This window comes from Glycomyces sp. NPDC050141 (assembly GCF_055586545.1).
In genome coordinates this window covers 23880-38264 of sequence record NZ_JBVJHZ010000034.1, presented here as the reverse complement: position 1 = coordinate 38264, position 14385 = coordinate 23880, and the positions used below count along the sequence as shown (strand labels likewise).

Below are 14385 nucleotides of genomic sequence, written 5' to 3'. Positions count from 1 at the left end.
TAGGTCCCGCATATTGAGACTCTATAAACACACTGCTACCAGGAAGGGCGGCAACGATGTCGACAGGCTCACCGGTCGGATCGCACCGAGTCGTCAGCCCCGCCGGGGCGCTGCCACAAGCGGCCGACCGGCTCGACCCCGACCCCGATATCGCCGAGGACGAAGTGCGCATCAGCGTCGAACGCCTCAACCTCGACGCGGCCTCGTTTCGGCAGCTCCACACGGCCCACCACGGCGATGGCGACGCCATCAGGGCCGAAGTGCGCGCCATCATCGAGCGTCGCGGCAAGATGCACAACCCCGTCACCGGCTCCGGCGGCATGCTCATCGGGACCGTCGACGAGGTCGGCCCGCGCTCCCCGCTCGGCCTCAAAGCCGGGCAGAAGGTCGCCACCCTCGTCTCGCTCACCCTCACCCCGCTGCACATTGATGATCAGCTGGTGCGCTGGGACGGCCGATCCGAGCAGGTTCCGACCAGCGGCCACGCGATCCTCTTCGGCCGCTCCATCGCCGCCGTCCTCCCCGACGACCTGCCGGAACACCTCGCACTAGCGGTCCTTGACGTCTGCGGCGCGCCCGCGCTCGTCCGCAGGGTCGTCGAGCGACGCGGCGAAGGCACCACCGTCGCCGTACTCGGCGCCGCCGGGAAGTCCGGCTCGCTCTCGCTCGCCGCCGCCCGCGACGCAGGCGCAGCCACGGTCGTCGCCGTCGTCCGCGACGAGATCGAGGACGCCCAGCTGCGCGGCTCCCACCTCGCCGACGAGATCGTCATCGCCGACGCCACCGACCCGCTCCGCCTCGCGAAGAAAGTGGGCCACGCCCTCGACGGACGCGGCGCCGACGTCACCGTCGTCTGCGTCGACGTCCCCGGCTGCGAACACGGCGCGATCCTCTCCACCGCCACCGGCGGCACCGTCGTCTTCTTCTCCATGGCCACCTCCTTCACGGCCGCCGCGCTCGGCGCCGAAGGCCTCGCCGCCGACGTCGAGATGCTCATCGGCAACGGCTACGTCCCCGGCCACGCCGACTACGCCCTCCACCTCCTCAGAGAGAACCGGCACCTCAAGGACCTCTTCATCGACCGCGTAGGGAAGGAAGCCGCGTGACCGCCGAACTCCCGCTCGACCCCGCCGTCGTCGCCCAGGCCCGCCGCCTCGCCGCCAAAGCCGCGCAGCCCGTCGTCGACCTGGCCCGCAGCCACACCACCGTCTCCGTCGAACGCGCCACCCTCCGCCTCGCCGGACTCACCGGCGCCGACCCCGACGGCATCCCCTGGGTCAACCGCCTCGCCGACGCCGTCCAGGAACAGGTCGGCATCGAACACGGCATCGCCCTCCCGGTCTTCCACGCACTCAAGGACTTCCCCGACCTCGAACGCCTCGCCCACGCCGCCGCAGCGGACGGCGCCAGATTCACCCTCCCCACGGGCGGTGACGCCGACACCGCCCGCCAGAGGGCCCAAACCGCCGTCCAGCACGGCTTCGACCGCATCGACCAGTCCCGAAGCAGGAGAGACGAACTCGTCGCCGAGATCGGCGACCCGCCGCAGCGCCCCTGGATCTACCTCATCGTCGCCACCGGCGACATCTACGAGGACATCCCGCAGGCCCAAGCGGCCGCCAAGGCCGGAGCCGACGTCATCGCCGTCATCCGCTCCACCGGTCAGTCCCTTCTGGACTACGTCCCCGAAGGCGCCACCCGCGAGGGCTTCGCGGGCACCTACGCCACCGGCGAGAACTTCCGGCTCATGCGCGCCGCCCTCGACGAGACCTCCCGCGAGGTCGGCCGCTACATCCGCCTCACCAACTACGCCTCGGGCCTGTGCATGCCCGAGATCGCCGCGCTGGCGGGAATGCACCGGCTCGACATGATGCTCAACGACTCGATGTACGGCATCCTGTTCCGCGACATCAACCCGATCCGCACCTTTGTGGACCAGCGGTTCAGCCGCCAGGTGCACGCCCGCGCCGGGATCATCATCAACACCGGCGAGGACAACTACCTGACCACGGCCGACGCGGTCGAGGCCGCCCACACCGTGACCGTCTCGCAGCTGCTCAACGAGCGGTTCGCGCACGAGGCCGGGCTCCCGGACCCGCTGCTCGGCCTCGGGCACGCGTTCGAGATCAACCCCGAAGTCCCCGAGTCGTTCCGGCTCGAACTCGCGCACGCGCTCCTGGCCCGCCAGCTGTTCCCCGATGCTCCTCTGAAGTGGATGCCGCCCACGAAGCACATGACCGGGGACGTCTTCCGGGGCAACCTCTTGGACGGGTTCTTCAACCTCGCCGGGGTCATGACCGGGCAGTCGATCCTGCTGGTGGGCATGATGACCGAAGCGGTCGTCACGCCCTGGCTCTCCGACCGCGACATCGCGCTGCAGAACGTGCGGTACGTGCTCAACGCGTGCGCCGGGCTCGCCGAGGACTTCCATCCGCCGAAGGACGGCTTCATCGCCAACCGCGCCAACCAGGTCCTCGGCGAGGCCGTCGACCTCCTCGGCCGGATCGTGGACGACGGCCTGCTCAACGCCATCGCCGACGGCACGTTCGGCATCATGAAGCGCCCCGCCGACGGCGGCCGCGGCCTCGACGGCGTCGCGAAACGCGCCGAGGACTACTGGAACCCCGCATCGGACATTCTGGACGGAGGCGAGCAGTGAGCCGCATCATCAGGCCCTACGGGGACACCACGGGCGACGGCATGGTGCAGCTCTCCTTCACCCTGCCCGTCCCGCACGACAAGCGCGCCGAAGGCGCGGCCCTCCAGCTCGCCGCGAAAATGGGCCTCGACGGCGCGATGCTCGTGCACGCCAAGCCCATCGGCGACGGCTACACCTTCTTCGTCGTCTACGGCGCCTCCACCCACCTCGTCAACCTCGACGAGGTCAAAGTGGTCGAGAAGGACTACCCGCACCTGAGCCCCAAAGACGTCAACGACGCCATCCGCGAGAAGCTCGGCCGCAAGCTCTGCGTCGTGGGCGCCTGCATCGGCACCGACGCGCACACCGTCGGCATCGACGCGATCCTCAACATCAAGGGCGTCGCGGGGGAGAAGGGCCTCGAGTACTACCGCGAGCTGCGGGTCGTCAACCTCGGCGCGCAGGTCGCCGTGCCCGACCTCGTCAACCGCGCGGTCGACGAAGAGGCCGACGCGGTGCTCGTGAGCCAGGTCGTCACGCAGAAGGACGCCCACCTCCACAACACCCGCGAGATGGCCGCCGCCTTCCGCGAGGCCCTGCCTCCCGGCAAACGCCCGCTGCTCGTCGTCGGCGGCCCCCGCTTCGACGAGGGCGCCGCCCACGAACTCGGCGTCGACCGCATCTTCACGCGCGGCACCACACCGTCCGATGTGGCCTCCTACCTCGTCCACCGGCTCGTCACTATGAAGGAGTCCGCATGAGCGCCAACCACGACGGCGTCTCGGTGACCCACCGCCGCTACATCTCCTACGGCCACGCCCACTACGGCGGGAACCTCGTCGACGGCGCCTACGGGCTCGGCCTGTTCGGCGACGTCGCCACCGAGCTGTGCATCCTCACCGACGGCGACGAGGGACTGTTCGCGTCCTATGCGGACGTGCAGTTCAAAGCCCCGGTGAAGGCCGGGGACGTCGTGGAGGCCACGGCCACCGTGGTCCGCACCGGCCGCCGCAGCCGCACGATCGAGTTCACGCTCAAAGTGGTCTGCCGGGCCGAACCGGAACGCGGCGACTCGGCCGCGGCCGTGCTCGACGAGCCGATCATCGCCACGACCGCGACAGGCACCGTGGTAGTCCCGTGACGAGGGCCGTCGTCTGCGTCGACGTCGGTTCGACCTACACCAAGGCCGCCGCCGTCGACGCGGACACCGGCGACCTCCTCGGCACCGCCTCGTGCCCCACCACGATCGGCACCGACGTGATGGACGGCCTGCGCGCCGCCGCCGGTGAAGCGACGCCGAAGGGCGCCAACGTCATCGACACCCTCGTCTGCTCCTCGGCGGGCGGGGGGCTGCGCCTCGCCGTCATCGGCAACGAGCCCCTGGTGACCGCCCGCGCGGCCTACCGGGCCGGGCTCAGCGCCGGGGCGCGGGTCGTCGACGTGCGCGCCGGGGACCTCGACGCCGGGGACTTCGTCGAGCTCGCCGCGTCCCGTCCCGACGTGATCCTCCTGGCCGGAGGCACCGACGGCGGCGACGAGACCGCACTGCGGGCGCACGCCGGAGCGCTGGCCGAGTCCGGCCTGCGCACGCCGGTCGTGCTGGCGGGCAACGCGAACGCCGCCGACCTCGCCGGGATGCTCGGTGCGGCGGGGATCGACACGACCACCGTGGCGAACGTCCTGCCGCGCATCGGGGTCCTCAACCCCGTCCCCGCCCGCACCGCGCTGCGCGAGGTGTTCCTGCGCCACGTGATCGCCGGGAAGCACCTCTCCGCCAGCGCCGACTTCACCCGCATGGTCAAGGCCGCCACCCCTGACGCCGTGCTCACCGGGGTGGAACTCCTCGCCGAGACCACCGGCGCGGACCTCCTCGTCATCGACGTGGGCGGCGCGACCACCGACGTGTACTCGGTGCTCACGCCTGACGCCGAACGCGAGGGCCCGCGCGCCGATGTCGCCGGGACCGCCTGGCGCTCAAGGACCGTCGAAGGCGACCTCGGGGTCCGGCACACCGCTGTCGGCATCGTCGAGGCCGCCGACGAGGAAGACCTCGCCACGAGCTGGGACCTCCCAGAGGCGGCGCGGCTGCGCGCCGCGAACCCCGCGTTCCGGGCGAGCGACCCGGCCGACGACGCCGAGCTGAGCGGCCTCGCCGCCCGCATCGCCGTGCGCCGCCACGCCCGGGGCGAGCGGATCGGCGGCCCCACGGAACCGCTGCGCGGCGGCAAAGACCTTGCGGCCGTGAGTCTCGTCGTCGGTTCGGGCGGCATCCTCCGCCGTGATCCCGACGCCGCGACCTGGCTGCGCGAGGCGGTAGGGGAGGACACCTCAGGGGGCGTGCGTCCCCCGAAAGACGCCCGCTTCGCGATCGACACGGACTACCGGCTCGCCCCGGCCGGGCTCCTCGCCGCGAACGGCCGCCGCGCCGCCGCGATCGGACTCCTGTCGTCCACTTCGTTCTGAAACAAGGCAACCGCTTGAACCCCGTTCGGCGTACATCCGGAGGACATCCATCAACACCTTGCACGCCAACGGAAGGCGACCATGGAACGACGCGATGTAATCAAGCTCGGCGCCGCGGTGACCGCAGGCGGGGCCGTCCTCGGCTCCGCCTCCGCCGCGCACGCGGAGCAGGCGACCGCGCAGGCCGCCGTCACCACCGCCTCGCAGATCAAGGCGGTCTGGGACACCGAGACCGCCAAGGCCGGCGGCACCTGGCAGGGGTACGTGACCCTCCTCAACGGCACCAGCGCGCCGGTGGTGGCCGTGAACAAGAACTCGAAGACCATCGGGACGGCCGCGAGCATCAACAAGCTCGGGATCGCGCTGGGCGTGCTCGACAAGATCGACCGCGGCGAACTCGCCCTGGACGACCGGATCACGCTGACCTCGGACATCATCCTCACCGGTTCGGGCTTCTACTTCCACCAGACGGCGTACGGCGACGAGATCACCGTCGCGAACGTCCTGGTCGCGATGCTCCTGACCTCGGACAACACCTCGGTGCGCCTGTGCGGCCTCGTCTGCCCGCCCGCCGAGATCAACGAGACCCTGGCGGCGAAGGGCTTCACTGACACGCGCGTGATCCCCAACCCGGCCAACCCGAACCGCATGTGGCTGGGCGACACGACCACCTTCGAGACGAACGACCTGCTCACGCGCCTGGCGAAGGGCGAACTGCTCTCGGTGGGCAGCACGAGCTTCTTCCTGAACGTCCTGAAGGGGCTCAACGGCTACCACGACGGGTTCCGCCGCAACATGTCCTCGCTCGAGCGCGCGCGCATCGCCATGAAGTACGGCGCGGACGACGCCACCCGCAGCGAGTCCGGCGTGGTCTACAGCGCCGCGGGCGCTCCGGCCCTCGTGTACTCGTTCATGGCCCAGTACACCGACCACTGGGGCAACTACGGCGCCACGCACCCGGCCGTGCAGGCCCACGCGGCCATGGGCCGCAAGATGTTCGACATCGTGAACGCGGCGGGGGTAGCCGCGACCGACGCGGTGACGCTCGAGGTGGAGCAGGAAGCCCTCAACGGCGGCCTGACCCAGTAGATCCAGGTCGAAGGCCCGGTCGCGACCTGCGGCCGGGCCTTCGTCTGCAAACGTTAGCCATCGTGCAGCCCCCGCTCACCGGCTCGCTACGATCCGTTCACCGCGCGCCGCGAGAGTGTTGCTCGCCAGCAGTAGCGCGGCGCCGCCCCCGAGCCGCGAGGCTTGCCCCACCGCACCGAATCGAGCACAACATGCCAGGACAACAGCACACGATCGGCCGCCGCGCGCTCCTCGCGGGCTCCGCCGGGATCGTCGCCGCCGCAGTCGCCAGCGAGCCCGCCGCAGCAGGCGAGTCCACTAGCGCGCTCCAGTCCACAGTAGACACTGTCGACACTCCCCGCATCGCCGCGCAGTGGGCCCAGTACGACGGGCCCGCGTTCGTGGACACGTACGCCACCAACATCACCGCGAACACCACGGCCGAGACGAACGCGGCGGTGCGCGCCCTCAGCGGCATGCAGGACCTCTGGCAGACCGGATCGGCCTGGAACAACGGCACCGTCCTCGACGAGGACGTCCTCGGCGACAACGTCGAGCACTGCGTCGAGGTCACCTCGAACCGCACCGACGCCGAAGCCAAGCAGGCCTTCATCTTCGACCGCCAGCACCAGAGCTACAGCGCCATCGGCGGCCTCGGCCCCCTCGAAGCCCTGTACAAGACCGGCGCGAAGGCCGTCACCGCGATAACCAGCGCCCCCGACGGCATCCCGGCCGGCCCGGTCAGCGACTCCGTCCCCGCCGGCGCCCCCGCCGGATCGGCCAACGGCTCGGGCGCGACCGACTCCGCCCTCGGGAAGGTCGCCCAGCTCGTCAACGCCGTTCGCGGCGACTTCACCTCCTCCAACCCCAGCAAGTTCGCCTTCCAGTACCCGCGGCCCTGGCGCATGAACGAAGACAGCGCGATCGTCGAGACCGGCGCCATCCCGGTCCTCGGCGTCCCCGCCTACGAGTCCGAGGTCAAGGTCGCCCCGCAGCTGCTGCGCCAGCGCTCCACCAAGCCCGCCGACGACGGCGGGTTCCCCTCCGGCCACACCAACGCCGCCTGGCTCGCCGCGATCGCCCTCGCCTACGCGGTGCCCGAGCGCTACCAGGAGCTCATCGCCCGCGCCTCCGAAGTGGGCGACTCGCGCATCGCCGCCGGAATGCACTCCCCGGTCGACGTCGTCGGCGGCCGCGTCCTCGGCACGGCCCTCGCGGCCGCGACCCTCTACAACCCGGTCAACGCCGAGCTCAAGGCCGCCGCCCGCGCGCAGGCCGTCGAGTACTTCACCTCGGTCACCGGCGTCTCGGCCGACGAGCTGTTCTCCTACGCGCACCGGGAAGGCGTCGACACCGACCAGTACGCCGACCGCGAGGCCAACCGCGCCGCGCACACCCCGCGCCTGACCTACATCCTCGAACGCGGCCGCTCCGACGCGGCCATGACCGTTCCCAAAGGCGCCGAAGTGCTCTTGGAGACGCGACTGCCCTACCTGGACGCCGAGCAGCGCCGCGAGGTCCTGCGCACCACCGCCCTCAAAGCCGGGTACCCGATCCTCGACGGCCCCGAGAACTGGGGCCGCCTCGACCTGTTCACCGCCGCAGACGGATTCGGCCGCTTCGACGGCGACCTCGTTGTCGCCATGGACGCCGCGAAGCACGGCTTCAACGTCGCCGACACCTGGCGCAACGCCATCGGCGGCACCGGCAAGCTCACCAAGGCGGGCACCGGCACCCTGACCCTCACCGGCGACAACTCCTTCTCCGGCGGCGTGCTCGTGAACGAGGGCGTGCTGCGCGCGGCCTCCGGGAACGCCCTCGGCCGCGGCGGCGCCACCGTCACCGGCGGCACGCTCGCCGTCGACACCGCCCAGCTCGAACTGCGCGCCCTCGCCGTCGCGAACGCCACCGTCCAAGTGGTCCTGAACGACGGCGGCGAACCCGCCCTCGACGTCGACAAGCAGGTCACCCTCGACGCGGGCGCGGTCCTGAAGATCGCCCTCGACCCGCAGCGCCCGCCCGCCGCGGGCGTCGACCTCCCGGTCATCAAGGCCAAGGAAGTCAAGGGCACGTTCGCCGAAGTCGTGCTCGACCTCCCCGGCTACACCGCCACCCTCGAGTACGAGAAGAAGCGCGTCAACGTCAAGATCGACGCCGCCTAGGCCGGGCGGGCCCGGCCCGGCGAGGGGCCGGGCCCGCCCAAAATCCCCACAAATTCAAGCCCGCACATTTGTACGATTGAATTTGGGCAATAGGGCCGAAATCTCCATAGGCTTCATGGCACCTCCCGAGAAAGGAACGCCATGAGCGCCAACGAAACCCTCGCCTACTACACCCAGCCCGGCCCGCTCACCGACGCCGGCATCCACCACGAAGCCCTGCTTGCCCTCCCCAAAGAGGTACCCGCCCTCCTCGCCGCCGTCCAAGGCAACCTCGTCCACCAGGACCTCACCCGCCTCTACGGCTTCGAACTCGCCGAAACCCAGCGCGAGACCGCCCACGTCCGGGCCGCCGACCGCATCCTCGGCCGGATCCTCGCCGACGACCAACGGCCCCTTGCCCAACCGCGTGAACCGCAGGACCGCTTCGCCTGCACCTGCCGCACCTTCACGCTCATCGCCGTCGCCGCCCTCCGCGCCCACGGCATCCCCGCCCGCGCCCGCTGCGGGTTCTGGCACTACGACCAGGACGCCGAGTGGTACGTCGACCACTGGGTCGCCGAGCACTGGAACGGCGAACGCTGGATCCTCTCCGACGCCCAGATGGACCCCGTCCAGGTCCAGGAGTTCAAACTCGACTTCGACCCTGTTGACGTGCCCCGCGACCGGTTCATCGTCGCCGGGCAGGCCTGGATCGCCTACCGCGCCGGCGAACTCGACGCCGACAAGTGCGGCCTCCCGCACCTCCCCGGCGAGTCCGGGCCCTGGTGGATCGCCGGGAACCTCGTCCGCGACGCCGCCGCCCTCGCCAACCTCGAACTCCTGCCCTGGGACGTATGGGGCCGCATGCCCGAACCCGAGGACGCGATCGACGCCGACCTGATCGCCCTCCTCGACGACCTCGCTGCCGTCACCGCCGACCCCGGCACGGCCGCCGACGTGCGCGCCCGCTACGAGGCCGACGACCGCATCCGCGTCCCCGAGCAGGTCCGCAACCACCTCCGCAGCCGCCTGGAGACCGTCATCCCGGTCGACTGACCGGTCCGTGCTGTACGGTTCGGTGCGTATCCCACACAAAAGGAGTCAGAAAAGTGGACGTGGAGCGCACCGAGCTGCCCGGAATCGGAGTGCGGTTCGAATTCGAGACCAAACGCCATGTGCGCCTAGGCATCGTCGCCCACCGCGAGGGCCGCCGCGACTTCATCATCTACGACCCCGACGACCCCGACTCGATGCTCGACTGCATCGTCTTCTCCGCCGACGAATCCGCCGCCATCGGCGAGCTCCTCGGCGGCGCCCGCATCGTCGAGAAGCTCAACCGCCTCCACCACGAGATCGACAACCTCGTCTCGCGACAGCTCAAAGTGGACGCCACCAGCCCGTACGCCGAACGGCCCCTCGCCGACACCCGCGCCCGCACCCGCACCGGCGCCTCCGTCGTCGCGATCGTCCGGTCCGACAGCGTCGAGACCGGCCCGGCCCCCTCCTCGATCCTGCACGTCGGCGACCGCCTGGTCACCATCGGCACCCAGGAGGCCGTCGACGAAGTCGACCGGATCCTGCGCGGTTCCGCCTAATGCACGGGACCGTCGAGCTCCTCCTCGAACTCGGCCTCCTCATCGGAGCCCTCGGCCTGCTCGGAGCCTTCGCAGGCAAGTTCGGCATCTCCGCGATCCCGCTCTACCTCCTCGCCGGGCTCGCCTTCGGGCACGGCGGCATCTACGAGATGCACGCCATCACCGGCTTCCTCGACGTCGGCGCCGAAGTGGGCGTCGTCCTCCTCCTGTTCACCCTCGGCCTGGAGTACACGCCGCGCGAACTGCTCGGCACCATGAAGACCTCCTGGCTCGGGGCCGTCGTCGACCTCGTCCTCAACGCCACGCCCGGCGTCGTCTGCGCGCTCCTGCTCGGCTGGGGACCCGTCGCCGCCGTCGTCTTCGGCGGCGTCACCTACGTGTCCTCCTCCGGCATCATCGCGAAGGTCCTCTCCGACCTCGGCTGGCTCGGCAACCGCGAGACGCCCACGATCCTCGCCCTCCTCGTCGCCGAGGACATGATCATGGCGCTCTACCTGCCGATCCTCACCACGATCCTCGCCGGGCTCGCGTTCGCGCAGGCCGCCATCGGCCTCGGCGTCGCCCTCCTGGCCGTCGCCGCCGCGTTCGTCGTCGCCTCCCGCTTCGGCGGACTGCTCTCGCGCTTCCTCGCCTCACCCAACGACGAGATCCTCATGCTCAAAGTCATGGGCATCGTCCTCGTCGTGGCCGGACTCGCCGAGCAGGTCCACGTCTCGGCCGCCGTCGGCGCGTTCATCGTCGGCATGGCCCTCTCCGGCGAGGTCTCACGCCAAGCCGAAGAGACACTGGAACCGCTCAAGAACCTGTTCGCGGCGGTCTTCTTCGTCAACTTCGGGCTCGAAACCGACCCGACAGCGCTGCCGCCGGTGCTCCCGGTCGCCATCGCGCTGGCGGTCTGCACGATCGCGACGAAGTTCGCCACCGGCTGGTGGGCCGCGGGCCGCACCGGCTCGGCGTTCACCGGCAAGCTCCGCGCCGGGCTCGTGCTCCTGCCGCGCGGCGAGTTCTCGATCGTCATCGCCGGGCTCGGCGTCACGGCCGGGCTCGACCCCGCGCTCGGGTCCGTCTCCGCTGCGTACGTGCTGATCCTGGCCGCCATCGGCCCGCTCGCGCCGCGCCTGGCCGGCCCGATCGTCGCCAAGCGCCGCAAGAAGAACCGGGCGAAACGCCTCGCGCAGTCAGCCGCCTAGCGCTGCGGTGGCGGGAGTGAACATTGCGACTCCCGCCACCGCAGCGAGCGAACCGTTATACGGGCTTGATAGAACTCTGGGATGGCTGAAACCGCGAACCCGCCCCGCCCGCAAGACGAGGTCGTCGACATCGCCCGCGACCTCATCCGCATCGACACCACCAACACCGGCGACAACGCGACCGCCAAAGGCGAGCGCGCCGCCGCCGAGTACGTCGCGGAAAAGCTCGCCGAAGTCGGCCTCGAACCCAAGATCTACGAGTCCGCGCCCGGCCGAGCCTCCGTCGCCTGCCGCTACCCCGGCGCCGACTCCAGCCGCGGGGCCCTCCTCCTCCACGGCCACCTCGACGTCGTCCCCGCCGAACCCGGCGAGTGGACCGTCCACCCCTTCTCCGGCGAGATCAAGGACGGCTACCTCTACGGCCGCGGCGCCGTCGACATGAAGGACTTCGACGCGATGCTCCTCGCCCTCGTGCGCGACTGGAAGCGCCGCGGCAAGGTCCCCCCGCGCGACCTCGTCCTCCTCTTCACCGCCGATGAAGAGGCGGGCTCCGACTACGGCGCCCGCTTCATGGTCGAAGAGCACCCCGAGGTCTTCGAAGGCGTCACCGAAGCGGTCGGCGAGGTCGGCGGCTTCTCCATGACCCTCCCCAACGACCTGCGCGTCTACGTGGTCCAGACCGCCGAGAAGGGCCTCGACTGGCTGCGCCTGCGCGCCACCGGCCGCCCCGGCCACGGCTCGATGCTCCACGACGACAACGCCGTCACCCGCCTGGCCCGCGCCGTCGCCAACATCGGCCAGCACGAGTTCCCGGTCGAGATCACCCCCACGGTGCGGCAGTTCCTCGAGTCCGTCTCCGAGCTCACCGGGATCGAGTTCGACCCGAACAACCCCGACGAGACGGTCGCCAAGCTCGGCCCGGTCGCCCGCCTCATCGGCGCGACCCTCCGCAACACCGCGAACCCGACCCGCCTCAACGCCGGTTACAAGACCAACGTCATCCCCTCCACCGCCGACGCGGTCCTCGACTGCCGTTCCCTCCCGGGCCGCAACGACGAGCTCGAAGCCACGCTCCGCCAGCTCGCGGGCGAGGGCATCGAGTTCGAGTACGAGATCCGCCAGCCCGGCTACGAGACCTCCTTCGACGGAGTCCTCGTGGACGCGATGGCCGAGGCGATCCGCCAGGCCGACCCGGGCGCCCGCACCGTCCCGTACATGCTCTCGGGCGGCACCGACGCCAAGGCCTTCGCGACCCTCGGCATCCGCTGCTTCGGCTTCGCGCCCCTGAAGCTCCCCGCCGACCTCGACTTCACCGCGCTCTTCCACGGCATCGACGAGCGCGTCCCGCTCGACGGCCTCAAGTTCGGCGTGGACGTCATGGACCGGTTCATTTCGCAGTCATAGAACCCAACGGGCCCTAGGCCAGTGAGCGCACTCACCGGCTTAGGGCCCGTCAATTCCTGGACACCCCGCCCCGATCGCAGCTAGAATCGGTGGCGATGTTGATTTTCCTTTAGAAAGCAGCCAGGTCCCGCGTAGAGCCGAGCTCCGCGAGACCGCCAAGGCACGCATCGCAATCCACTGAGCCAACGGGCTTCTCCTTGCGCGTGCCGTTCCCTTCCTTCCCCGAACGACTGCTTTCTGGAGGCGCGCATATGTTCCGCCATGCCCAACAACTCTCCCTTGTAGACGTCACCAAGCGCTACGCGGACAACCTCGTCCTCGACCGCGTCAGCTTCACCGTCAGGCCCGGCGAACGACTCGGCGTCATCGGCGACAACGGCTCCGGCAAGTCCACTCTGCTCCGGCTCCTCGCCGCCGTCGAGGAACCCGACAACGGCGACCTCACTGTCGCCTCGCCGGGAGGCATCGGCTACCTGCCGCAAAGCCTCGACCTGCCTGGACACGACACGGTCGCCGACGCGATCGACCTTGCCCTCGCCGACCTGCGTGACATCGAGCAGGCCATGCGCGAGGCCGAACAGCAGATCGCCGACGGCAACGAAGCCGCGGGCGACCAGTACTCGGAGCTATTGGCCCGCTTCGAAGCCCGCGAAGGCTGGGACGCGGACCTCCGAGTCGACCGGGCGCTGGCGGCCCTGGGCCTGCCGGGCCTCGACCGTGACCGTCCCCTGGGGACGCTCTCAGGCGGTGAACGCTCAAGGCTCATGCTCGCTGCGACCCTCGCCTCGAAACCCGCCCTGCTGCTCCTCGACGAACCGTCGAACGACCTGGACGACAACGCCGTCACCTGGCTCGAATCAGAACTGCGCGAATGGAAGGGCATGGTCGTCGCCGTGACGCACGACCGCGCCTTCCTGGAGGCCATCACCACGACCATGCTCGAAGTCGCCGACCGCAAGGCCCGCCGCTACGGCAACGGCTACGCGGGATACCTGGGCGCTAAGGAGATCCAACGCCAGCAAGCAGCAGAGGCCTACGAGGTCTGGAAGAGCGAACTCGACCGCCACCAGGGCATCGTCGACCACAACGTCGACCGCATGGGGGCGATCCCACGCAAGCTGGAGAAGCCCGGTTCAGGCGCAGGTGCTTTCCGCGCGCGGAGCCGTACGCACGGCGCTGGCAGCCGCATCAAGGTCGCGAAGCAGATGCTCGAACGGCTGAGGGCCAACCCGGTCCCGCAGCCGCCGGAGCCGATGCGCTTCGAGTCCGCCCTGGCGACCACTGGCGCGGCAACCGAAGCCCCCGCATTGGTGCTCAAAGGCATCCGAGTGGGGGACCGGCTCAAGGTCCATGACCTGTCGATCTCGCAAGGCGAGCGCATCCTGATCACCGGCCCGAACGGCGCGGGCAAGACCACGCTGATGCGGGTCCTCGCTGGTGAACTCGAGCCCGACGAGGGCACGGTCGAACGCAATGGCGCGATCGGCCACCTGCGTCAACTCGCGGGCCCCGGCTCGGACCGGAAGTCGGTGCTGCGAGCCTTCGCCGAAGGCCGGGTCGGCACCCTTGAGGAACACGCCGAAGCGCTCAACCGCCTGGGCCTGTTCGCCCACGAGGACTTCGGCAAGCCGGTCGCTTCCCTCTCGGTCGGCCAGCGCCGCCGCCTCGAACTCGCGAGGCTGGTGACAAGGCCGGTGGACGTGCTGCTCCTCGACGAGCCGACCAACCACCTGTCCCCGGTCCTGGCCGAAGAACTCCAAGAGGCATTGAAAGGGTACGAGGGAACCGTGGTCCTGGTCAGCCACGACCGCCGCCTCCGAGGCTCCTTCCAAGGCCGCCACCTGCACATGGACGCGGGCGCCATCCTCTGAATGGGCCGGGCCCGA

At 70.3% G+C, this 14385-nt stretch carries 12 protein-coding genes; all 12 read left to right on the top strand.

The window, feature by feature from the left end:
* Nucleotides 1–56 precede the first annotated feature (56 nt).
* A complete protein-coding gene (kdd, locus tag ACZ60M_RS19125) occupies nt 57–1106 on the top strand; it encodes an L-erythro-3,5-diaminohexanoate dehydrogenase (protein ID WP_465419844.1) in 1050 nt (349 codons plus the stop codon).
* Complete coding sequence (gene kamD, locus ACZ60M_RS19120; protein ID WP_465419842.1) at nt 1103–2659, top strand: lysine 5,6-aminomutase subunit alpha; 1557 nt, start codon at nt 1103–1105, stop codon at nt 2657–2659. Before kdd ends, kamD begins: the two co-directional genes overlap by 4 nt.
* The gene (gene kamE, locus ACZ60M_RS19115) at nt 2656–3399 is read left to right on the top strand and encodes a lysine 5,6-aminomutase subunit beta (RefSeq protein WP_465419840.1); all 744 of its coding nucleotides are present in this window, start codon (nt 2656–2658) and stop codon (nt 3397–3399) included. Before kamD ends, kamE begins: the two co-directional genes overlap by 4 nt.
* Nucleotides 3396–3779 (top strand): 3-aminobutyryl-CoA ammonia lyase, encoded by a 384-nt coding sequence (gene kal, locus ACZ60M_RS19110; RefSeq protein WP_465419838.1) that lies wholly within the window; start codon nt 3396–3398, stop codon nt 3777–3779. Before kamE ends, kal begins: the two co-directional genes overlap by 4 nt.
* Nucleotides 3776–5101 (top strand): glutamate mutase L, encoded by a 1326-nt coding sequence (locus ACZ60M_RS19105; RefSeq protein WP_465419836.1) that lies wholly within the window; start codon nt 3776–3778, stop codon nt 5099–5101. The genes kal and ACZ60M_RS19105 overlap by 4 nt, the downstream gene beginning before the upstream one ends.
* Nucleotides 5102–5182: 81 nt before the next feature.
* Nucleotides 5183–6190, top strand: coding sequence for a serine hydrolase (locus ACZ60M_RS19100; protein ID WP_465419834.1), 1008 nt, complete (start codon nt 5183–5185; stop codon nt 6188–6190).
* A gap of 191 nt (nt 6191–6381) precedes the next feature.
* Nucleotides 6382–8331, top strand: a complete 1950-nt coding sequence (locus tag ACZ60M_RS19095; RefSeq protein WP_465419832.1) for a phosphatase PAP2 family protein — start codon at nt 6382–6384, stop codon at nt 8329–8331.
* Nucleotides 8332–8472: 141 nt separating this feature from the next.
* Nucleotides 8473–9366, top strand: a complete 894-nt coding sequence (locus ACZ60M_RS19090; RefSeq protein ID WP_465419831.1) for a transglutaminase domain-containing protein — start codon at nt 8473–8475, stop codon at nt 9364–9366.
* Between the two features lie 53 nt (nt 9367–9419).
* Nucleotides 9420–9905: a cation:proton antiporter regulatory subunit gene (locus ACZ60M_RS19085; RefSeq protein ID WP_465419830.1), complete on the top strand. Its 486-nt coding sequence runs from the start codon at nt 9420–9422 to the stop codon at nt 9903–9905.
* A complete protein-coding gene (locus ACZ60M_RS19080) occupies nt 9905–11095 on the top strand; it encodes a cation:proton antiporter (RefSeq protein ID WP_465419828.1) in 1191 nt (396 codons plus the stop codon). The genes ACZ60M_RS19085 and ACZ60M_RS19080 overlap by 1 nt, the downstream gene beginning before the upstream one ends.
* Before the next feature lie 81 nt (nt 11096–11176).
* On the top strand, nt 11177–12499 hold the full coding sequence (locus tag ACZ60M_RS19075) for a M20/M25/M40 family metallo-hydrolase (RefSeq protein ID WP_465419826.1): 1323 nt from the start codon (nt 11177–11179) through the stop codon (nt 12497–12499).
* Between the two features lie 251 nt (nt 12500–12750).
* Nucleotides 12751–14370 (top strand): ribosomal protection-like ABC-F family protein, encoded by a 1620-nt coding sequence (gene abc-f, locus ACZ60M_RS19070; RefSeq protein WP_465419824.1) that lies wholly within the window; start codon nt 12751–12753, stop codon nt 14368–14370.
* The last annotated feature ends 15 nt before the right edge of the window (nt 14371–14385 follow it).